Consider the following 21,249-nt stretch of genomic DNA (forward strand, 5'->3'; position numbering starts at 1 on the left):
CCTGCTTGCAAGAGTATTACTAATTGGTGGCACTTGCTGTCATGGGTTCAAAGCCGCGATAACTAAAACCCTCAATCCCGAACCATCGCTCTTAAAGTATCAATCCGGTCCGCTTCATGGACGGGTTTGTCTTTGCGGATGCGGTGGATGCGGGGGAAGCGCATGGCGAGGCCGGACTTGTGGCGTTTGCTCAGGTGAACGGAATCAAAGGCGACTTCGAAGGTGAGGCTCTTGTCGGTCTCGCGCACCGGGCCGAAGCGGTTGATGGTGTGCTGGCGGACATATTTGTCGAGCCATTTTAGCTCGGTATCGGTGAAGCCTGAATAGGCCTTGCCCACCGGAAGCAGCTCTGCGCCCTTGTCCGGGTCGCCATCCCAGCAACCGAATGTATAGTCCGAATAGAAGCTGGAGCGTTTGCCGCTGCCGCGCTGGGCATACATCAGCACGCAATCAATCAGCAGCGGATCGCGTTTCCACTTATACCACAGGCCGGTTTTGCGCCCCGCAACATAGGGGGAATCGCGGCGTTTGAGCATCAGCCCTTCAATCGCATCGGCGCGGGTGCCTTCGCGGATTTGTGCCAGATGGGCAAAATCGCGCGCCTCCACAATCTGTGACAGGTCAAAGCGGGTGGCAGGCAGGCGGGGCAGAAAGGCCTCCAGCCTTTGCCGCCGCTGTTCCCATGGAAGCTTGCGCAAATCCTCCCCCTCCAGACCCAGCGCATCATAGAGCCGCACAAAGGCCGGAAATTCGCTCAGCATTTTCTTGCTGACTGTTTTGCGCCCCAAACGCTGTTGCAGCGCGTTGAAACTGGCTGCGCCGCCTGTCTCTCCGCCCTGATGCTGGCCCTGCACCAGCAATTCGCCATCGAGCACGGCGGGAATCGTCAGCGCTTCGGCCATTTCGGGGAAAGTGGCGGTAATATCGTCACCCGACCGCGAATAGAGCCGGGTTTCACCGCCTGCGTGAACAAGCTGCACGCGAATCCCGTCCCACTTCCATTCGGCGACATAATCGGCAAGATCGACTGTGCCATCCTCCAGCGGATGGGCCAGCATGAACGGCCGGAACAGCGGCATATTCTCTGTATCGGGCGGCGCTTTGCCATGGGCGGCCCAGTCGAACAGTTCGGTATAGGGTGGGGCAATCCCGTGCCAATATTCCTCCACATCATCGACCGAGACGCCAAACCCTTGCGCAAAAGCCACTTTGCCAAGCCTTGCCGAAATTCCGATCCGCATGGCTCCGGTGGCAAGTTTGATAAGGGCGTAGCGGCCGGACACATCGAGCCGGTCGAGCAAGCGGGGCAGTTCGGTGATGACGCTGGTGCGGTTCATCGCTTGCAGCATGTCCACCGTTTCGGACACGGATGGCGGGGGGAGCGTTTCGCCGATGGGATTCGGCCACAGCAAGCTAGCGGTTTCCGCCGTGTCACCCACGAAATCGCGGCTGAGAGACCAGAGCACCGGGTCCACCCGCTCTTTCATTAGATTGCGAATGGTGCTGGCTTTGACCGCTTTGAAATCAAGCCCATCGGTGAGGGCCGCAAGCGCCCAGCCACGGTCAGGGTCGGGGGTTTGGTGCAGATAGTCCGCGATAAGCGCGAGCTTGGCATTGCGGGAGGATGTGTAAACCAGCGCATCGAGAAGGGCGGCGAATTGCTCCATCAGCGGGGTGCCTCAGACAACCCACGCTTGTCATTCCCGCGTAGGTAAAAATCACCAGCTTCGTCATTCCCACGAAGGTGGGAATCCAGATACGGCATTGCCGGGAACGCTGGATTCCCGCCTGCGCGGGAATGACGAGAGGGTGGGCAGCGCATCAGGTCAGTCATCCTCATCCTCGTAACCCACCAGCGCCAGTGCACGGGCGCGGCGTTGGTGAAGCTGGCACCAGCGCAGCAGAGCTTCTTCCCGGCCATGGGTAATCCAGCTTTCCGCGGGGTTTACCTCTTCGATGGTGCGGGTCAGTTCATTCCAATCGGCATGGTCGGAGATGATCAGCGGCAGTTCGACATTGCGTTGCCGCGCCCGCTGGCGAACGCGCATCCAGCCAGAGGCCATGGCTGTGATCGGATCGGGCAGGCGGCGGCTCCAGCGGTCATTCAGCGCAGAGGGTGGGCAGATGACGATATGGCCGCGCATGTCATCCTTGGTGTGGTCGGACACGAGGCGAAGGGGGCCAAGGTCCACGCCAAATTCTTCATAGAGGCGGCACATCTTCTCCATCGCGCCGTGGAGATAGATCGGTTCATGATGGCCTGCGCGGCGCAGTTCGGCGATCACCCGCTGCGCCTTGCCCAGCGCATAGGCCCCCACCAACACGCAGGAATCCGGATGGGCGGCGAGGCGGGCCAGCAGCTTGGCCATTTCCTCCTCAATCGGGGGGTGGGTGAAAAGCGGCAGGCCGAAGGTGGCTTCGGTGATGAAAATATCGCAAGGCGTGACTTCAAAGGGTGGGCAAGTGGGATCAGTGCGGCGTTTGTAATCGCCGGTCACCACCACCCGCTCGCCCGCATGTTCGAGCAGAATCTGCGCTGAGCCCAACACATGGCCAGCGGGGATATAGGTGGCGCTGACATTGCCCAGCAGTGTAATCGTCTCGCCATAATGGACGGCTTGCGTACCCTCATCCGTATTGTAGCGCAGCTTCATGATGGCCAGCGTTTCAGGCGTGGCGATAGTGGCGCCATGCCCGCCGCGCGCATGGTCGGCATGACCATGCGTCACCAGCGCCCGATCCACTGCTCGGGAGGGGTCAATCCAGCAGTCGGCGGGGACAACATGGATGCCATGCGGTTCGGGCCGGATCCATGAAAAGGGCGCGCTCATGAAGCATGGAATGGATGGCGAGGGGTTGGGGTTCCGCCCCCTCGCTTTATGGCCGCAGTTTGAGCACTTGTGGTGCGGTTCAGTTCTTTTCAGCTGCCTTTGTGTCCTTTTCAGCTGCCTGTTGTTTTTGCCACGCGGCAATCGCCGGATCATAGCGCAAAAGCTTGGTATTGGGGTCGATGACGACATGCGCATCGGGTGATTCGAGGTCGATCTGGCCTGTGCCACCGGCCATTTCGACGGTGCTGATCCGGCCCCCGACCTGCACCTCTACCGGCAGGATAAAGGGCTCTTTCGATCCGCTTTTCCATTTTAATTTCAATATGTTGCCATCACGCTGGCTGACCAGTTCCGGCAAGGCAGCCTGGCGGAAATAGGCGTCCACAAACCAGCCAAGATCCTGGCCTGACGCCTCTTCCATCACCTGCTCGAAATCATCCGTATTGGCCACTCGCCAGTGGAAATTGCCGGGCTTGGGATCGCTTCGGCCATAGACCAGCCTGGTGGTACCGGCAAAGAAGGCCTCATCGCCAATATATTCACGTAGCGTGTGGAGAATCCACGCGCCCTTATAGTAAATATCGCCGCCCCAACCGGCCTTATCATCGTTGTAATAAGCGCTGGAAACGGGGGTTTTCGGGGCCAGAGGAACCTTGCTGACGATCTTCTTACGCAAATCCCACAAGGCCACGCGATAGGCCGTTTCGCCATTCTTCCAGCGCAGATAAAGCGGCTGCATATAGGTCCCATACCCCTCATGCAGCCACATATCGGCAATGGTCTCATCGGTTAGCTGATTGGCGAACCATTCATGGCTGAATTCATGCTGCATCAGCCAGTCGTAGCCTTCGGGCGAGAGCTTGAAGCCATTGCCGTAAGCGTTGATCGTCTGGTGTTCCATGCCCAGATGAGGGGTCTCGGCAAGGCCGACTTTCTCATCCGAAAAGGGATAGGGGCCGATGGTGGATTCGAAGAAATCAAGGAAATCCCGCATCTGCCCGATGAGCATTTTTGCGCCCTTTTTATCGCCCGGAAGATACCAGAATTTGATCGGATATGCGTTCCCAAAGCGGCTATGGTAGGTTTCCTGTGCCAGCTCATAAGGCCCTATTTGCAGTGAAACACCATAACCTTGCGGCCAATGCGCCTGCCAGCGATAGGTGCTCCAACCGTCTTTTTCGGTCACTTCCTGCAAGGTGCCATTGGAGGCAACCACCAGCGGTTTGGGTACAGAAACGGCGAGATCCAGCCATTCCACACGCTTGGTTGGATGGTCGATACAGGGCCAGAACAGATCGCAGCCATTGGTCTGGACAGCAGTTGCGATCCATGGTGTCCCGTTTTTGGTTTTGGCCCACACAAAGCCACCATCCCACGGTGCCTTAGGGGCCACGCGGGGTTTTCCGTCATAGGAGATGGAGACGATCGTACTGCTGCCGGCTGCAAGCTGTTGGGGTAAGGTGATGCGCAGTAAGCCATCGTCATTACGCCAGTTTCGGCCAGAAATTGGCTGCCCGTTCACTGCAATTTGGTTGATCGCAAAGCGCGGATCGAGGTCGAATTCCACCACTTTAAGCGGCTGGGTTGCCTTGACGGTGTAGCGCGCAATGCCTGCGATGCTTTCACTCGCCGGATCGACTGAGAGCGATAGTGCGAGGTGGGGAAGTTCCATCGCTTGTTGTACGCTATCAAGCGCCACGCCGCTTTCTTCCGTACGTTTCGCCAGGGGGACCTGTTCATCAGTGGCATAGACCGGGGTTGTGAGCGTCAGGCCCAAAAGGCCCAGGCTCAAGCCAGCAGTTTCGACGAGATTACGCATGATGAAGTGGCCCCTGAAATTATCCAATATACGGGGCTTAGGGGTTTTTAGGCGGAGAGGAAACGGGGTGGGTGGCAATGTTGCCATAAAATAAGCCCTCCAAAGCATATGGCTCTGGAGGGCTTGGATTTCATCATTTGCAGCATCGAAACGATGAAGGGTTAGTCCTGACTTTCTTCACCCTTCGCATCATCCTTGCTCGCTTCAGATGTTGTCTTGGCCGCTGGTTTCTTGCGTTTGCGCGGCTTGCTGACCTTGGGCGGGGCCGGTGTCAGTTCGAAGGCGAGCTTGTCCTCCTTTACACTGACATGGACTTCGCCGCCGCTTGCCAGCTTACCAAACAGCAGCTCTTCCGCGAGCGGTTGCTTGACCTTTTCCTGCATCAGGCGGCTCATCGGGCGGGCACCGTAAAGCCGGTCATACCCACGCTTGCCGAGCCATTTGCGGGCATCGCCGTCGAATTGGATATGCACGTTCTGCTCTGCAAGCTGCAATTCGAGCTGCAGGATGAACTTGTCCACTACGCGGCTGATCGTGTCCTGACCGAGATAGCCGAATGGCACAATCGCATCGAGGCGGTTGCGGAATTCCGGCGTGAACATCCGCTTCACGGCTTCGTCGCTCGCGTCTTCCTTCGACACATCGCCAAAGCCGATCCCCTGGCGAGCCATATCCGCTGCGCCAGCATTGGTGGTCATCACCAGCACGACATTGCGGAAATCGACCGTTTTGCCGTGGTGATCGGTCAGCCGGCCATTATCCATCACCTGCAACAAAATGTTGAACAGGTCAGGATGTGCCTTTTCGATTTCATCAAGCAGCAACACGCAATGGGGCTGCTGATCAATCGCATCGGTGAGCAGGCCACCTTGATCATAACCGACATAGCCCGGAGGCGCGCCGATCAGACGGGATACTGAATGCCTTTCCATATATTCGGACATATCAAAACGCTGGAGCGGAATGCCCATAATGCTGGCCAATTGCCGCGCGACTTCGGTCTTGCCGACGCCGGTGGGGCCGGAGAACAGGAAGGAGCCAATCGGCTTATCCGCATCGCGAAGCCCTGCTCGGCTGAGCTTCATGGCGGTGGACAGCACCTCAATCGCCTTATCCTGCCCGTAAACCACGCGCTTCAGATCGCGACTGAGATTTTCCAGCGCCTTCTTGTCATCCTTGCTGACCGATTTGGCCGGGATACGCGCCATCGTTGCGATGACCTTTTCAATCTCGCGCGCGGTGATCGTTTTACGGCGGCGGCTCGGCGGCACCAGCATTTGCATCGCCCCCACTTCGTCGATCACGTCAATTGCCTTATCGGGCAATTTGCGATCATTGATGTAGCGGGAAGAGAGTTCCACCGCCGTTTTGATCGCATCAGGCGTATATTTGACCTTGTGATGTTCTTCGAAAGCGGAACGTAGGCCTTTGAGGATCTTGATCGTATCTTCGACGGTTGGTTCATTCACATCAATCTTCTGGAACCGGCGCAGCAAGGCGCGGTCCTTCTCGAAGTGATTGCGAAATTCCTTGTAAGTGGTTGAACCGATGCAGCGAATGGAACCGCCGGACAGCGCAGGTTTTAGCAGGTTGGAGGCATCCATTGCCCCACCACTGGTTGCACCAGCCCCGATAACAGTGTGAATCTCATCAATGAACAGGACAGCATCGGGCATTTTTTCAAGTTCCGATACAACCTGCTTCAACCGTTCTTCGAAATCACCGCGATAGCGTGTGCCAGCCAGAAGCGCGCCCATGTCGAGCGAATAGATCACCGCATCCTGAAGAACTTCAGGCACTTCGCCTTCGACGATCTTGCGGGCTAAACCTTCTGCGATGGCGGTTTTGCCAACACCCGGGTCACCAACGTAAAGTGGGTTATTCTTGGAACGACGGCAGAGGATTTGAATTGTCCGGTCCACTTCCGGGCCACGCCCGATCAGCGGATCAACCTTGCCTGCCTTGGCCTTGGCGTTCAGATCCACGCAAAATTGATCGAGCGCTGAATCCTTTTTGTTCTTTTCGGGCTTTTCTTCGGCCTTTGCGCTGGATTCCCCGGCGCCTTCGGGCGAACGATTTTCGAGCTGGCGGCCACCTTTGCCGATGCCATGGCTGATAAAACTCACCGCATCCAACCGGCTCATATCCTGCTGTTGCAGGAAATAGACCGCATAGGAATCACGTTCAGAAAACAGCGCCACCAGAACATTTCCGCCCGTGACAGTGTCTTTGCCGGAAGACTGTACATGTAGGATGGCGCGCTGAATGACGCGTTGGAAACCAGCCGTGGGTTGTGGATCTGCACCATCTTCGGTTTTCAGGGATTGATATTCCTGATCGAGATATTGCTTCACGACCCCGCCCAGCTCTTCCAGATCGACGCCGCAGGCCGTCATTACTTCGCTGGCATCCGCATCGCTCACCAGTGCTAGCAGAAGATGTTCGAGCGTTGCATATTCATGCGAGCGGTCGCTGGCATTCTGCAATGCTGCGTGGAGTGTCTTTTCAAGATTTTGCGCGAAGCTAGGCATATCAGATGTCCAATGGCGAAAGGATGCGATCCGAGAACGATTGTGTTGTCTGCTGAGGATGAAAGGGCGAGAGTGAATGGAAGTGTAACGGCGCAGCAAGGACTATTTCATATAATCTATATGGTGCGCTGCCGCGCAATTGCGAGAGGGGAGTAAGGGGCGGCCGCCCGATCAATCTGTTTCTCTCGGGCTGAAAAGCCTTTCAGCCGCTGCGCGATGGGCATCAGCCTTGGCATGATGCGCTTTCACCCGTTCAATCTCTTTTTCGAGTATGCGGATGCGCGCCGTCAGCTCATCTTGTGAATAGCTGTCCAGGCTCTCGTTTGAGAGCTTGCTCGCGGCATCTCCGCGCAACCGGGGGAGATCGTCTTCATCCATTTGCCGAGCATCGAGCTCTCTCGCCTTGCTGTCAATGGGGTCGATGCTTAGAATTGTATTTCCGCTGATGTTAGCGGATGGCGTTCAGGCAGGAAGGCAAGACATGATATCAGGCATGATGACCGCAATCGGATTTGATGAGCCCGGTGCGGCAGATGTTCTTTATCCAACGCAAGTGTCTATCCCTCAGCCCTCTGCCGGTGAAGTACTGATCAAAGTCGCTTATGCCGGGGTCAATCGGCCAGATGTGATACAACGGCAGGGCAATTACCCGCCACCTGAGGGGGCATCACCGATACTGGGGCTTGAAGTGTCCGGTGAGGTGGTTGCTGTTGGGGAAGCGGTGGACGATGCGATGATTGGCCAGAAGGTCTGCGCACTCACACCCGGTGGCGGTTATGCGCAATATTGCGTAACCCAATCCGGCCACTGCCTTCCGATTCCCAAGGGTCTTTCATCCGCAGAAGCCGCCGCCTTGCCTGAAACCATTTTTACGGTTTGGCACAATGTGTTTGAACGGGCCTGGGCTACCGAAGGGGAAACTCTGCTGATTCACGGTGGCACCAGCGGCATTGGCACTATGGCAACCATGCTGGCCAAATTATATGGCCTCAAGGTCATCGTCACTTGCGGCAGTGATGCGAAATGTGATGCAGCCCGGTCTATCGGGGCCGATCATGCGATCAATTACCGCAAGGTTGATTTTGTCGAGGCGGTGAAGGAAATCACCAAGGGTAAGGGCTTACAGATTGTCCTCGATATGGTGGCGGGCGAATATACACCGCGCAGCCTGCAATGTCTGGCGAGTGACGGGCGGCTGGTGACGATCGCTGTGCTTGGCGGAGCCAAGGCCACCATCAATATGGCGCAGGTCATGGTGCGGCGTTTGACCATTACCGGATCGACCCTGCGTGCCCGTTCGGATACGTTCAAAACCCTGTTGGCTCAGGAAATCAGCCGGAACGCATGGCCCTTTGTCGAAAGTGGCCAATTGCGCCCGGTGATGGATAAGAGCTTCCCGCTGAGCGATGTGATCAAGGCGCACGAACGGATGGAAGCAGGCCAACATATCGGGAAGATTGTCCTCGAAATTGGAGACTGATCACTCCCGGTTTCATGGGTTGCCTGAAGGCAACAGGCCAAGCAGCGCAAGCACTTGCAATCTTTCGCGCAAGGCAGCGTAACGGGCGGAAATGCTCGTCGTTTCTGATTGGGCAAGGTCGGCTTCGGCTCTTTCGTAATCCTGATAGGGCCGAAGCCCGCGTTCAAACTGTTCACGTACGGCGGTCACTTCGGCGCGTTGGGCGGCCACTGCGGCTTCGCGTGCTGTGGCCACTTCGCCAAAAGAATGAATCCGCTGAATGCCCTGTTCAAGCTGGCGGCGGTAATTACGGGTGAGGCGCTGAATTTCACCCGCAGAAGAGGCGGCCCGGGCGCGGGCTTCATCGCGTTCCCCGCCGTAGCTTCCGCCTGAAAAAAGCGGCATCTGCACATCGATCCCAACTTTTTTTGCCAGATCCCAGCGTTTCATCAATTGATCATACTGATAGGCTCCTACGCCTTCGATGCTGATCACGGGGCGTTGTACCCGGCGGGAGGTTTCCAGATCAGCCAGCGCGGCTTCACGCATGGCAATAGCTGCTTTGACTTCCGGCACAGCAAGCGCCGCATTGAGAGAATCGAACGAGGTACCCATCACAATGGGTGGAATGTCCAGAGTCTGGGCCACATGGCTTGAATCATCACAGGGTAATTGCCGGCTGCCCGTCAGTAGACTGATTTCAATTTCCGCTGTCTCTAGCGCCAGTTCAACCTCGACCTTCTGGGCAGCAGCAGATGCCGCTTCTGCAAGTATACTGCTGGCCGTGGCCTTGGTGATGAGGCCTGCTTCAAGCCGCCGATCCACCCCGTCAGACAATTCCATGAAGCGGGATTGGCGGCGCTTGGCCGCAGCCAGCCTTTCCCGACCTTCTAGAATATCCAGATAGCTTTCTCCTGCATTTACGCGGGCCTGAGTGGTGGCGTCTATAATGCTGAACAGCGCAGCACGCGATTTTTCCCGTGCTGCTTTCATCCGGAAGTGGCCCTGACCAAAGTCGAACAGACGTTGTGATGCAATCAAGCCGGTTTGGGTGTTGGTTCTCCCATCAACCAGCCCTGTGTCACCATCAGCCGCACGCGCATAGGCTGCAAGGCTGGGAAGGCCAGTGCCCTGTTCCTGTTTCATTCGGGCTTTGGCAATCTGGCGTTCTGCCAGTGCCAGATTGCGTTCCGGACTATGGCTCATGGCGAGTTGTAGCGTTGTGGGAAAGGCAAGGCATTGTATGGAATCTGTCGATTCAGCCGCTACACTACCCATCACTGGCGGCCCGACGAAGTCCTGTATCGGTATCGTGACGGGCTGGGGTTGCGTGTTGGTACCGGCTGGTGGAATCGGTAAGGGGGCAATCATCTGAGCCTGTGCCGCCGAAAGGGCGGTTGCGATCAGTGCAACCCCTGCGAGTATATGAGCAGAAAGGCTTCTCATGATTGAGCTGCCCTCCGCATGGTGGAGTTGAGCGGTTCGAACAGATAATCAAGCAATGTGCGTGTATGGCCTGACTGTATGAAGGCTTCGATGGGCATACCGGGAATGACTTCTGCACCCACACGCTTCAATTCATCGGCATTCATCCGAATACGCGCTTCATAATAGCTGTAGTCCCCGGACTGGCTGGTTTTCAAATCAGCGCTGACCTGTGAGACCTGACCTTGGAGGCTTGGTGTGCGCCAGCTAGCCAGACCTGAAAGGCGGGTGCGGACAGAAAGGCCGCTGTAAACATTCTCAATATCGGATGGCCGCACCTGCACTGTTGCGATCAGAGCATCATGGTTGGGAATGATCTCCATGATGGGTTCACCCGCACGAACGACCCCTCCGGTGGTATTCATGGTTAGGTTGAGGATTGTTCCGGAAACCGGAGCGGTGATGACGGAGCGGTCCACCACATCTTCCATCGCCAGCAGTTTCTGCGCAAATTCCGAGCGTTTGCTGCGTGCATCGACCATGTCTCTGGCGACTTCCTCAGCAAAGTCAGCTTCGATTTGCGCAATCTGCTGGGTAAGTTCTTCAACCTCAGCCTTGCCAGCGGCCTTGGCAGTGTTGAGACGGCCAAGTTCAGCTGAAAGCGCGGCCTCATCGCGTTCCAATGCGGTGACTTCTGCTGAAGCGATCAGTTTTTCTTTCAAAAGCCCGCGTTTTTCAGCCAGATCGCGCTGAATAATGTCCAAAGCCCGACGATTGCTGGCGATTTCTGTTTCGCTGTTTTCAACCTGCTCTTCCATCCCGTCACGGCGGGCGGACAGCACGCTGACATCGGCGGCCAGTTTCCGTTTTTGCTGAGCGAAGAGATCTTGCTGGCGGCGCATGATTTCCATCTTGGTTTCATCTTCGATTTTCCCGAAGTCAAAATTGGAGAGATCGAGCGCGCTCTCGTGTGCGGATAGGGCTGCCAGACGGGCAATGGTGGCCCGAATATCGGCATAATCAATGGCGACTTGAGTCCGTCCGGACATGGCGGAAACATCGCGCAGTACAATCAACTGTTGTCCGGCTTTAACCGTATCCCCTTCGCGCACCAGAATTTCATCGACAATGCCGCCTTCAAGATGCTGCACAATTTGCCGGTCCATATCCGCTGCCACCTTGCCATAGGCGGTGACGCCTTCGGCTAATGGTGCGAGTGTTGCCCAGAGGAGAAAACCTCCAAAAATGACTCCACAGAAAAGAGCTGCGCGGCGCAGCCAGGGGTCTTGGCGTATGATAGACATCAGTCAGCTCGCTTTGCGAATGGAGAGGGTGAAGTGGAAACCGGTTCGGCGATGGGCGCGGCCAGATAATCTTCTGGCCTGGCAGCAGCGACACGCTGCGGGGACATGAGAATTACCCGATCACATTGTTCGATCAGGCGCGGATCATGGGTGGCCAGCACGATAATGGTCCCCCGCTGGCGCATTTCGTTGAGTGCCGTGAACAGCACTTGGTGCAGATGTCGATCAAGATTGGCGGAAGGCTCGTCCAGTAAAAGCAAAGCAGGGGACCCAAAGAATGCCCGTGCCAGACTGATGAGCTGCTTCTGGCCGGCGCTGACATGGTTACCTCCAGGGCCAACGCGCGTGTCATAGCCGTCCGGCATACTCATGATCGTGCGGTGCGCACCTGATACCCGCGCGGCATTGATGACATCATTTGCATCCGCCTCGCCAAAGCGGGCAATGTTTTGGGCGATCGTACCGGACAGCAGTTCAGCATCCTGCGGCACATATCCGATATAGCGCCCGCGATCGGCTGACGGCCAGCGGTGCACATCGCGTCCGCCCAGATGAACAGTGCCGGAAAGCGCTGGCCATGCACCTGCAAGTGTTTGCAGGAAGGTGGTTTTGCCTGACCCAATACCTCCGACCAGAGCGGTTAGGTTGCTTTCCTCAAAGGATATGCCGAATTTGGGGACAAGCGGCTTGTCCCCGCCGGGAACGCTGATTTCAAGATTTTTGGCTTCCAGAATAGGGTCAGGCCGAGGAAGTGCGGTGAAGCTCTGCTTTTGCTTTTCGCTCAGTAGTTTCTTGCCCAGTTTCCTCCATGATGTGCGGGCGTTCACGATCTGGCGCCACATTCCCACAGATTGATCGATCGGGGCCAGTGCCCGCCCAAGAAGGATGGAGCCTGCAACGATGGTGCCGGGGCTGGCCTGTTGCTTGATCACGAGAACCGCCCCGATTCCCAATGCAGCGCTTTGCAGAACCATGCGCAAACCGCGCGTGGTGGAACTGTAGGCTGCATTTTCGCTCGCATTGCCAAGAGCGCGTGAATCGGCTGCATCCTTGCGCTGCTTCCATGCATGAAAGGCCGGACCAATCATCCCCATGGCAATGATGGCAGAGCGTTGCCGCTCAAGCCCGGCAGCATAAAGGCGAGCGGAATTTTCTGCCTTTTGCGCTTCTTCCACCCTGTCCCGCGTGAACTTTTCACTACTGAAGGCGATCACCAGCAACAGAACCGCCCCGCCCAGCGCCAGAAAACCCAGAATGGGATGAATCAAAAACATCACACCGATGAAAAAGGGCGTGAAGGGCAGATCGAAAAAAGGCAGAATCATTCCGTGCGTGAGGAAAGTCTGCATGGTCGAAAGGTCCGTCTGATCCCCCGCCAACTGCCCTTGTTTGAGCGTTTGCAATCCATTGGCGAATTCTTCTTCGTCATAGAGCGACTGTAACTTGGTGGAGGCCAGCGCTACCGCGCGGCGGCGGGCAGCTTCTGCAACGCCATAAACAATCAGAAGGCCGATCGCGAGGATCGTGATGAGGATCAAAGTCTCCATCGAACCGGAAGTCAGGACCCGATCATAGACCTGCAGCATATACAGGGGTGAGACGAGCAACGTCAGATTCACGATCACAGTGAATCCGGCTGTTGCCATGAAATAGGGGCTTAAAGGCCCCCGCGTTCCGGGTAGTTTTGTCCAAAGGGAGGCTGATCCCGCTGCCGCTGCTTGTGCCATGTTTGTTCCTTCTGCGTCGCTTCCCCCCAAACGCGAGGTGTGCGACCGAATGAACACAGCATATTTAACCAGACCACTAAGCGACTACCCGTAATAACCTCCATTTCGGAGCATAAGGATTATGTGCTAGAAGTAAGAAGCGTAAAAAATCCTTGTGTTTCAGTTGAAAAATCATGGTTTAATATGGATCATGAATATCTCTTTGAACTGAATAGGCTTTAACACCTAATTGCTGCTTAAGACTGTCTGCGGGAGTGTATCGGCAACACTTACCGTCAGATTGGGAAATCGTATGTCTAAGCTACAGCAACACGTCCGTAAGGGAGCCTCTTCACTCTTGGGACTGTTGGCGATGGGATTCATGGCCGACGCTCATGCCCAAACCGGCGGGGAGGCTGTGGCGATTGGCGATATTCAAGGCGCTGAAACGTCCAATGTCCTGGCGGATGGGTCTTTGCAGATCACCATGTCCAACGGATTTACGATCAATATACCCCCCAGTCAGTTCTACATCGCCAATGGAGAGATTTACATCTCGCAAGGAGCGATGGCGTTGAATGGCCTTGTGGCCGGGGCAACCACGGGCTTGCCGTTTGGCACTGTGGTGCTGGGTGTTGGCGCAGTGGGGGCAGGGGTTGCTGCTGCCGTTGCTGCATCAAGTGACAAGGATTCAAAATCCGGGTCCGACGGAGATGGGAATGGCGGCGATGGAAAGGGCGATGGTGATGGTGGAAATACAGCTAATCGTTCTCCCGTTTTAGCTGGGGAAAGCATCGTCACAGTCGATGAAAATCAACTGAAAGCCTACCAGATTTCAGCCACGGATGCGGACAAGGACACGCTGACCTATTCCATCTCCGGGACAGACGCGGCGCTCTTCAACGTGAATGCTTCCACAGGTGAAGTGACCTTCAAGGAAAAGCCTGACTACGAAGCGCCCAATGATGGCAATGAAGACGGTATTTATATCGTCAAAGTCACGGCGAGCGATGGCACCAAAAGCGCCTCCAAATCGGTCAGTATTGTCGTCAAGAATGCCAATGATGCGCCGGAATTTACCAGCAGCGATGCGGTTAGCGTGGAGGAAAATCAGACTTTGGCCTATCAGGCGGTTACTGAAGATCGGGAAGACGATAATATTACCTACAGCCTTTCCGGGACAGACGCTTCGAAGTTTCTGATCAATCAAACCACAGGTGAAGTGACCTTCAAAACGGCTCCCGACTATGAAAGCGATCCCGGAAAAACCTATCAGATTACCGTTTCTGCCGATGATGGAACCCATACCACGACGCAGGATGTGACCATCACCGTCACGGATGTGGATGAAGCGCCGGTTATTAGCACCGCAGCCAGTGTGGATGCGGCAGAGGAACAGACTTCAGTTGTTACCATCTCAGCGGAAGATCCGGAAGGTAAGGATCTGACCTATTCTATCACTGGTGGTGCAGATTCAGGGAAGTTCACTATAGATTCTGCTACGGGCGAACTGAACTTCCAGTCAGCGCCAGATTATGAAACGCCCGGTGCGGCCGATGGTTCGAACGCTTATCAGGTGACTATTACGGTCAGTGATGGTGTCGAGGATTCCACACTCGATCTGACTGTGAATGTTACCAATGTTGCGGACCCAAGCAACATGCCTTCAACCCCCGCTAATGCTGATGATTTTACAGAGGATTCAATAGCGCTCACTTCGCTTGTTGATGCAGGTGCCGTGGACTTGAACATCTTTGAGGATGATCCTGATACGATTGCAGCGCTTGCGGCCTCTGTCCCCACAGGCGAATGGGCCGAAGATCATTCCCAAACTGACCCTGGCATGATGCTGGTGGCTGATGATGTGTTGGAGCTGAGCTTGCAACAAATGGCTGAGAGCGATCATTCGGACATGCTGGCTGCATAAGCCAATAGCAATGGCTTTGCGGGATATATTCAAACCCGGAATGAATATGAGCATATAAAGTAAATGATCTATTCATTTTAAAAATAATATGAATTAATCATTTATATTTTTGCCACATAGTCTTTGAAATGTCGCGGAAATGTTCATCTTCTGTAACAAAGGTTTGCTAGAGAAAATTCGCCGAGCTGGGTAAACTGGGGCTTCACCATGTTTGACGAATTCGACGGACTGACGAAACACCAAGGCACGACCATTGCCGCCTTTCCACAATTGGCGGTGCAGGAACCTGCCAAGCCTGAGCCATCACTGGAAGGCAGACGAAAGTTTCGCACCATCTGGATTAGTGATGTGCATTTAGGCACCAAGGGCTGCAATGCCGAATTGCTGATCGACTTCCTCGATAGCGTCGATTCTGAAACCATGTATCTGGTAGGCGATATTATTGACGGCTGGCGGTTGAAGAAGAAGTTCTACTGGCCCGCTGCTCACAATGATATTGTGTGGCGTATCCTGAAGCGCGCCAAGCGGGGAACGCGGATCGTGTATATTCCCGGCAATCATGACGAGATGTTCCGCCAGTTCACCGGGCTCAGCTTTGGCGGAGTGGAGATTCGCCGCGCAGCCTTTCACACTACCGCCGATGGCCGCCGTTTGATGGTGCTGCATGGTGATGAATTTGATGCGATCATGCTGGCCCATCGCTGGCTCGCCTTTGTCGGCGATGCGCTTTACACCATGACAATGGGTCTTAACCGCTGGGTGAATGCGGTGCGCCGCAAACTTGGGTTGCCTTATTGGTCGCTCAGCAAAATGGCCAAGCACAAGGTCAAGAATGCGGTTGAATTTATTTCCCAATATGAAGAGATCGTGGCGCGCGCAGCGGGAGAACGCGGCGTCGATGGTGTGGTTTGCGGCCATATTCACACCGCTGAAATCCGTAATTTCGACGGCATCGAATATTATAATGACGGGGATTGGGTGGAAGGTTGTAATGCCTTGGTTGAGCATTTCGATGGGCGGATGGAGATCCTCCATTGGGCAGATGAGGTGGCCAAGCGAGATGCAGAAGCAGCAGAAGCCGAAACCGAAGATCTGCCCGAATCGTTCGCCGCATGAAAATCGCGCTCATCACCGATGCCTGGGCACCGCAGGTTAATGGCGTTGTCCGCACCTTACAGACCGTGACGGAGGCACTGCGCCAGCGCGGCCATGATGTGCGGATTATCTCACCCGACCAATTTCGGTCTTTCCCATGCCCAACCTATCCGGAGATTCGCCTGTCTCTGGTGGGGCAGCGCGGTATGGCCAAGCGACTGGATGATTTCGCCCCGGATGCGGTGCATATCGCCACGGAAGGGCCACTGGGTCTTGCTGCAAGGCGATATTGCATCAAGAATACGAAGCCCTTCACCACCGCCTATCATACGCAATTTCCTGATTATCTTGCCCGGCGTACTGGTTTGCCGGCTGCGGTGTTCTGGCCATTTATCCGTTGGTTTCACCGCCCGTCTTCAGGGATCATGGTGGCGACAGAGACCATTCGCCAACAATTGCACGAGCATGGGCTGACGCGGTTGCGCAATTGGAGCCGTGGGGTTGATCTGGCCACTTTTCGCCCTGATGTGACGCCGCCCGATCTCTTTTTTGAACTTCCGCGTCCGATTCAGCTTTATGTCGGGCGAGTCTCTGTTGAAAAAAACATTGAAGCCTTTCTCGCTAATAGCCATCCGGGAACCAAGGTGGTGGTGGGCGATGGGCCAGCATTGCCCCGATTGCGACAAGCTTTTCCCAATGCGCTGTTTCTGGGCAAACAGCAGGGGGCCGCTTTGGCGTCCTGTTATGCGGGTGCAGATGTCTTTGTCTTCCCAAGCCGGACAGATACTTTTGGCCTGGTGATGATCGAAGCGCTGGCCTGTGGCACGCCTGTTGCTGCTTACCCTGTACCCGGCCCGCTGGACGTGTTGAGCCCGGCCAGTGGTGCGATGGAAGAACAGCTGGAGCAGGCTATTGCCAAAGCGGTATGCCTCGACCGCGAAGACTGTCTGGCCCATGGCCAAAGTTTTAGTTGGGAGGCGAGCACGGATCAGTTTCTTGCGGCTTTGGAGCCAGAACATCAGGCTTCGAGTTTTTCGCAATTCATGCCCAAATTGTCCTGCGCCTGAGCCGGAAAAGAGCACTGTAACTAACGAAAATTACTGAATCGGCGTGTCTATGCCGCTTTATCTTGCCGAAAAGCAGGCAATAGCCTAAATGATAGGGGAAAGGCCGCTCCGAAAAGGGGCGGCCCTTATATTTTACGCTCCTTGACAGGGAGCCGAGACATCGGAGATTACCGTGGCCCAGCCCACCCCCCTGATGCCGCACGCGACCGCTTCCTGGCTGGTCGATAACACCGCGCTCAGATTTAATCAGATCGCGGATTTCTGCGGTTTGCATATTCTTGAAGTCCAGGCGATGGCGGATGATTTGGCGAGCGCCAAATACACTGGCCGTGACCCCGTCCATTCGGGCGAACTGACGCATGAAGAGATTGAACGCGGTCAGAATGACCCCGAATATCGTCTCAAAATGCAGAAGGCCCCGGTTGAAGTGGGGCGCACCAAGGGTGCACGCTACACACCGGTTTCCAAGCGTCAGGATAAGCCCGACGGTATCGCATGGATTTTGCGCAACCATCCGGAAATGTCGGATGCGCAGATTTCCAAGTTGATCGGCACGACCCGCACAACCATTGCGGCTATTCGTGATCGCGAACATTGGAACATTCAGAACATTCAGGCGAAAGACCCTGTGACTCTGGGCCTGTGTTCGCAGCGTGAACTCGATGCGGCTGTCGCCAAGGCTGCCAAGAAAAGCGGCGCGACGGAAGCGGAAGATGCAGCTCCTGTGGCGGAAGGTGTGGATGAACGCCAGAAGCTGATCGATGAATTGCGTGCAGAGCGCCAGGATCAGGTTCGCGCCGCAGCAGAAGCTGCTCAGGAAGCAGAAGCCGCAGCCTGGCTTCAGGCCAAGCGTGCTGCTGAAGCAGGGGATACCAAGGAATAGTCTTCCTTCATCTCATGAGTGAATATTGACAAGCCGGCCCCGCAAGAGGCCGGCTTTTTCATGTGCAGATAGCGGCAGGTGATTGATTAATTGGAGTTGGCCAGCGTCAAATTCGGAAGTTCTGCAGATTTCTGCTCACTTTCGTTCTTTTGGGCGCCCTTCTGGGCGAAACGGCCATCCACCTTGGCGCCTTCTTCAATCGTCAATGCGTCGTAGAATACATCCCCTTCGACCACCGCGCTCTGCAAAATCACCACTTGGCTGGCAGTGATGGAGCCGGTGATCCGGCCGGAAAGCCGGGCGCTTTCTGCGGTGACAGACCCCTCTATCACCCCGCTTTCGCCCTGCACCAGCGCGGCGCAGGCAAGATCGCCCTTGATCTGGCCGTCCAGATGAATTTCAGCACTGGCATTCAGATCGCCGGTGATCACCACATCAGCGCCGATGACCGAGAATGTTGATCCGCTTCGTGGCATGGCCGGATTATTCCGCGATGTGGGAAGCAGTGGGTTGCTTGGTGCGGATTTCTTCGAGAACATGCGGGGCGGACTCCAGAAAGGGGCGCGGGTTGACCGCACGATTGTTGATGCGCACTTCAAAATGGAGATGCGAGCCGGTGGAACGGCCTGTGCTGCCCATCGCGCCGATGATATCGCCTGCCTTCACCTTCTGGCCAGCCTTGGCTTTCCAGGCAGACATATGGGCATAGCGGGTCATCAAGCCATTGCCATGGTTGATTTCCACGACTTTGCCATAGCCTGATCGTCGGCCGACAAAGCTCACCACACCGCGCGCGGCGGCGTGAATGGGCGTGCCGATCGCTCCACGAAAATCGATGCCCTTGTGCATCGCCCCTCCGCGGGTGAAGGGATCATGGCGATAGCCAAAGCCTGATGAAATCGAGACATTGGTTACGGGCATTACTTGCGGAATGCCTGCCAGTGCCTGTTCATAGATGGCTAGCCGAGCAAGGCCGAGGCCGAGCCTTTCAAACCGGGGGTCAACCGAGCCATCGCTGCTGGTGGAGAGGCTTTCAAGCGGACCGCCTTGTGCCATTCGCCCTTTGGCGGAGCGGGTGGCGGCGGCCATGATCTTGGGGTTGAGACCCAGGGCACGCATGGCAGCTTCGGCCTGCCTGTTGCGCTGATCAACGATGCGGGTGAGGTGATCGACAAAAGCGATCTGGCGCCGGTCCAGTTGCGCGAAAGAGGCCGCTTCCGGAATCGCTGCGCTCACCTTATTCGCTGTTTCCAGCAATGTCTGGTCGGAAGCAGGTGTGGCCGTTGCGGCGGGCGTTTGCGCGGCTTCCTTGCGCAAATCATCGGGCAGCATATCAACCATCTCTTCGAGGAAGACCTGCCGCCGCTCCAGATCATCGGCCAGATTGTGAAGGTCATCGCGATAGGTGGCGACGCTCTTTTCCGCTGTGGCCACTTCGGTTTCGCGTTCTGCCAGCGCGACGATATCATGCTGCGCGCGGTATTGGTTGAAGGCCATCACCGAAATGGAAATGATCCAAGCCAGCAGCAGAGCAGCAACAGCGCCCACTGCGGCCATTTGCACGCGTGAGGTTAAAGTAATAAAGCGGACCTGCCCTCGGGAACGCATAAACAGCTCCCGATCAGGAAAACAGCTCCGCAGGCGATCCCATAGCCTGCCAGCATTCATAAGCGGTCTTCGATACCCCCGAATCCCTATTTCCGTCCGCCGGAAATGCTATCAGATAGACCTTTTGCCGCCAGAGCGGATCAGCGATAAGGGGGTGAACCGGTTCGCTGAAGCGATGAACCGTGCATTAATATCGGTATACGCATTCAGTTTGTCGACATTTTCGGGAACCAAATCTCATGCCTCCCACTGGTTAAGTAAATCAGCGATACAATGACAAACCGCTCTGCCGGTGCTAGGAATACAACATGGCTACACAACCCGAAATCTCCGACGATTGCACAGATCTTGTGCATGATCTGGCCCGCGATGCGCGTAGCGCGCAGCGGGTGCTTGCCCGGATGAGCGACGCCGAAAAGGCTGACGCTCTGCGCGCCGCTGCCGCGGCCCTGCGCGCCGAGGCTCCAAAAATTCTTGAAGAAAATCGCAAGGATATTGCCGCTGGTGAATCCAATGGCCTCAGCAGCGCCATGCTGGATCGCCTGAAGCTGGATGAAGACCGGCTTGAAGGCATTGCCAGCGCAGTGGAATCCGTTGCCGGCCTCGCCGATCCGGTGGGTCAGGTGATTGATCAGAGCACTGCGCCAACCGGCCTCAAGCTCCAGCGCATTCGTATTCCCATTGGCGTGATTGGCATCATCTATGAAAGCCGCCCCAATGTGACTGCTGACGCGGCATCACTTTGCGTGCGTTCAGGCAATGCCACGATCCTGCGCGGCGGCAGTGAAGCGGTGCATTCCAACCGTGCGATTCACGCGGCCATGGTGAAGGGCCTGTCCTCCAAGGGCGTGCCCGAAGCGGCGGTGCAATTGATGCCGACGCAGGACCGTGCTGCTGTTGGCGCGATGTTGAAAGCCTCCGGCCTGATCGACATGATCGTGCCACGCGGCGGCAAGGGGCTGGTGGCCCGCGTGCAGAATGATGCGCGCGTGCCCGTGCTGGCCCATCTTGATGGCATCAACCACACCTATATTCACGATAAGGCTGATCTGGACATGGCGCGCGCGATTGCGCTCAACGCCAAGATGCGCCGGACCGGCGTATGCGGTGCGATGGAAACATTGCTGATCGATGCCAAATTCCCTGCCGGTGAAAAGGTCGTGGCGGCATTGCTGGATGCGGGTTGCGAAGTGCGCGGTGATTCGCGTGCCCGTTCGCTGGACAAGCGGATCGGTATGGCGGGTGCCAATGATTGGGATACGGAATATCTCGAAGCGGTGGTTTCGGTTGCCATTGTCGATGGAATGGAAGCTGCGCTTGAACATATCGCACGCCATTCATCGGGCCACACCGATGCCATTGTGACGGCTGATGATGATGCCGCTGAACGCTTCCTCACCGAAGTGGATAGCGCCATTGTGATGCGCAACGCTTCTTCCCAATTTGCTGATGGCGGTGAATTTGGTCTGGGCGCAGAAATCGGTATCGCCACCGGGCGTATTCATGCCCGTGGGCCAGTCGCTCTGGAAGGGCTGACCACGTATAAATGGCAGGTGCGTGGAGAAGGCCAGACCCGGCCTTGAGCTTAGCCAAA

General features: G+C 56.1%; 16 protein-coding genes. 6 read left to right on the forward strand and 10 right to left on the reverse strand.

All coding sequences use genetic code 11. The features are described from left to right. Positions 1-71: 71 nt before the first annotated feature. The 5 genes from GRI39_RS10640 to GRI39_RS10660 all read right to left on the reverse strand — a co-directional run bounded on the left by GRI39_RS10640 (position 72) and on the right by GRI39_RS10660 (position 7,559). Positions 72-1,667, reverse strand: coding sequence for a cisplatin damage response ATP-dependent DNA ligase (locus tag GRI39_RS10640; RefSeq protein ID WP_160739665.1), 1,596 nt, complete (start codon positions 1,665-1,667; stop codon positions 72-74). 159 nt (positions 1,668-1,826) lie between these two features. Beyond that, complete coding sequence (locus GRI39_RS10645) at positions 1,827-2,831, reverse strand: ligase-associated DNA damage response exonuclease (RefSeq protein ID WP_160739666.1); 1,005 nt, start codon at positions 2,829-2,831, stop codon at positions 1,827-1,829. 79 nt (positions 2,832-2,910) lie between these two features. Then, complete coding sequence (locus GRI39_RS10650) at positions 2,911-4,650, reverse strand: M1 family metallopeptidase (protein ID WP_160739667.1); 1,740 nt, start codon at positions 4,648-4,650, stop codon at positions 2,911-2,913. Between the two features lie 161 nt (positions 4,651-4,811). Further along, positions 4,812-7,181: an ATP-dependent Clp protease ATP-binding subunit ClpA gene (gene clpA, locus GRI39_RS10655; protein ID WP_160739668.1), complete on the reverse strand. Its 2,370-nt coding sequence runs from the start codon at positions 7,179-7,181 to the stop codon at positions 4,812-4,814. Between the two features lie 171 nt (positions 7,182-7,352). Continuing rightward, complete coding sequence (locus tag GRI39_RS10660; protein ID WP_160739669.1) at positions 7,353-7,559, reverse strand: DUF1192 family protein; 207 nt, start codon at positions 7,557-7,559, stop codon at positions 7,353-7,355. A gap of 118 nt (positions 7,560-7,677) precedes the next feature. Here GRI39_RS10660 and GRI39_RS10665 point away from each other — a divergent pair, with 118 nt between their 5' ends. Next, positions 7,678-8,661: an NAD(P)H-quinone oxidoreductase gene (locus tag GRI39_RS10665; protein WP_160739763.1), complete on the forward strand. Its 984-nt coding sequence runs from the start codon at positions 7,678-7,680 to the stop codon at positions 8,659-8,661. A gap of 12 nt (positions 8,662-8,673) precedes the next feature. Here GRI39_RS10665 and GRI39_RS10670 read toward each other — a convergent pair whose 3' ends face one another. From GRI39_RS10670 to GRI39_RS10680, 3 genes are read right to left on the reverse strand one after another with little or no spacing between them, the layout of a single operon-like run. Then, positions 8,674-10,086 (reverse strand): TolC family protein, encoded by a 1,413-nt coding sequence (locus GRI39_RS10670; RefSeq protein WP_160739670.1) that lies wholly within the window; start codon positions 10,084-10,086, stop codon positions 8,674-8,676. Then, positions 10,083-11,369 (reverse strand): HlyD family type I secretion periplasmic adaptor subunit, encoded by a 1,287-nt coding sequence (locus tag GRI39_RS10675; RefSeq protein ID WP_160739671.1) that lies wholly within the window; start codon positions 11,367-11,369, stop codon positions 10,083-10,085. The genes GRI39_RS10670 and GRI39_RS10675 overlap by 4 nt, the downstream gene beginning before the upstream one ends. After that, positions 11,369-13,015 carry a type I secretion system permease/ATPase gene (locus GRI39_RS10680; protein WP_160739672.1) on the reverse strand — a complete coding sequence of 549 codons (1,647 nt, stop codon included), beginning with the start codon at positions 13,013-13,015 and terminating at the stop codon, positions 11,369-11,371. The genes GRI39_RS10675 and GRI39_RS10680 overlap by 1 nt, the downstream gene beginning before the upstream one ends. A 442-nt stretch (positions 13,016-13,457) precedes the next feature. Here GRI39_RS10680 and GRI39_RS10685 point away from each other — a divergent pair, with 442 nt between their 5' ends. The 4 genes from GRI39_RS10685 (at position 13,458) to GRI39_RS10700 (ending at position 18,047) form a co-directional block, all read left to right on the forward strand. Continuing rightward, complete coding sequence (locus tag GRI39_RS10685; RefSeq protein ID WP_160739673.1) at positions 13,458-15,002, forward strand: cadherin domain-containing protein; 1,545 nt, start codon at positions 13,458-13,460, stop codon at positions 15,000-15,002. 207 nt (positions 15,003-15,209) lie between these two features. Then, the gene (locus tag GRI39_RS10690) at positions 15,210-16,118 is read left to right on the forward strand and encodes a UDP-2,3-diacylglucosamine diphosphatase (RefSeq protein WP_160739674.1); all 909 of its coding nucleotides are present in this window, start codon (positions 15,210-15,212) and stop codon (positions 16,116-16,118) included. Further along, positions 16,115-17,164: a glycosyltransferase family 4 protein gene (locus GRI39_RS10695; protein ID WP_160739675.1), complete on the forward strand. Its 1,050-nt coding sequence runs from the start codon at positions 16,115-16,117 to the stop codon at positions 17,162-17,164. Before GRI39_RS10690 ends, GRI39_RS10695 begins: the two co-directional genes overlap by 4 nt. A 172-nt stretch (positions 17,165-17,336) precedes the next feature. Next, positions 17,337-18,047 carry a cell cycle transcriptional regulator TrcR gene (locus tag GRI39_RS10700; RefSeq protein ID WP_160739676.1) on the forward strand — a complete coding sequence of 237 codons (711 nt, stop codon included), beginning with the start codon at positions 17,337-17,339 and terminating at the stop codon, positions 18,045-18,047. 86 nt (positions 18,048-18,133) lie between these two features. Here the strand turns inward: GRI39_RS10700 and GRI39_RS10705 are convergent, their stop codons facing one another. Both GRI39_RS10705 and GRI39_RS10710 read right to left on the reverse strand, forming a co-directional pair. Next, positions 18,134-18,523, reverse strand: a complete 390-nt coding sequence (locus GRI39_RS10705; protein ID WP_160739677.1) for a bactofilin family protein — start codon at positions 18,521-18,523, stop codon at positions 18,134-18,136. A 7-nt stretch (positions 18,524-18,530) separates the two neighbouring features. Beyond that, on the reverse strand, positions 18,531-19,715 hold the full coding sequence (locus tag GRI39_RS10710) for a M23 family metallopeptidase (RefSeq protein ID WP_281351870.1): 1,185 nt from the start codon (positions 19,713-19,715) through the stop codon (positions 18,531-18,533). 248 nt (positions 19,716-19,963) lie between these two features. Between GRI39_RS10710 and GRI39_RS10715 the strand changes: the two genes are divergently transcribed. Beyond that, a complete protein-coding gene (locus GRI39_RS10715; protein WP_160739679.1) occupies positions 19,964-21,238 on the forward strand; it encodes a glutamate-5-semialdehyde dehydrogenase in 1,275 nt (424 codons plus the stop codon). Positions 21,239-21,249 lie beyond the last annotated feature (11 nt).

It is taken from the genome of Altericroceibacterium indicum (assembly GCF_009828105.1).
GTDB lineage: Bacteria > Pseudomonadota > Alphaproteobacteria > Sphingomonadales > Sphingomonadaceae > Altericroceibacterium > Altericroceibacterium indicum.

Excerpts from the sequence above, each read along its gene's own strand:
- GRI39_RS10660 (WP_160739669.1), bottom strand. The coding sequence starts at position 7,559 with ATGGATGAAGACGATCTCCCCCGGTTGCGCGGAGATGCCGCGAGCAAG.
- GRI39_RS10710 (WP_281351870.1), bottom strand. The coding sequence starts at position 19,715 with ATGAATGCTGGCAGGCTATGGGATCGCCTGCGGAGCTGTTTTCCTGAT.
- GRI39_RS10650 (WP_160739667.1), bottom strand. The coding sequence starts at position 4,650 with ATGCGTAATCTCGTCGAAACTGCTGGCTTGAGCCTGGGCCTTTTGGGC.
- GRI39_RS10685 (WP_160739673.1), top strand. The coding sequence starts at position 13,458 with ATGGCCGACGCTCATGCCCAAACCGGCGGGGAGGCTGTGGCGATTGGC.
- GRI39_RS10695 (WP_160739675.1), top strand. The coding sequence starts at position 16,115 with ATGAAAATCGCGCTCATCACCGATGCCTGGGCACCGCAGGTTAATGGC.
- GRI39_RS10670 (WP_160739670.1), bottom strand. The coding sequence starts at position 10,086 with ATGAGAAGCCTTTCTGCTCATATACTCGCAGGGGTTGCACTGATCGCA.
- GRI39_RS10715 (WP_160739679.1), top strand. The coding sequence starts at position 19,964 with ATGGCTACACAACCCGAAATCTCCGACGATTGCACAGATCTTGTGCAT.
- GRI39_RS10665 (WP_160739763.1), top strand. The coding sequence starts at position 7,678 with ATGACCGCAATCGGATTTGATGAGCCCGGTGCGGCAGATGTTCTTTAT.
- GRI39_RS10675 (WP_160739671.1), bottom strand. The coding sequence starts at position 11,369 with ATGTCTATCATACGCCAAGACCCCTGGCTGCGCCGCGCAGCTCTTTTC.
- GRI39_RS10705 (WP_160739677.1), bottom strand. The coding sequence starts at position 18,523 with ATGCCACGAAGCGGATCAACATTCTCGGTCATCGGCGCTGATGTGGTG.
- GRI39_RS10690 (WP_160739674.1), top strand. The coding sequence starts at position 15,210 with ATGTTTGACGAATTCGACGGACTGACGAAACACCAAGGCACGACCATT.
- GRI39_RS10645 (WP_160739666.1), bottom strand. The coding sequence starts at position 2,831 with ATGAGCGCGCCCTTTTCATGGATCCGGCCCGAACCGCATGGCATCCAT.
- GRI39_RS10640 (WP_160739665.1), bottom strand. The coding sequence starts at position 1,667 with ATGGAGCAATTCGCCGCCCTTCTCGATGCGCTGGTTTACACATCCTCC.
- GRI39_RS10680 (WP_160739672.1), bottom strand. The coding sequence starts at position 13,015 with ATGGCAACAGCCGGATTCACTGTGATCGTGAATCTGACGTTGCTCGTC.
- clpA (WP_160739668.1), bottom strand. The coding sequence starts at position 7,181 with ATGCCTAGCTTCGCGCAAAATCTTGAAAAGACACTCCACGCAGCATTG.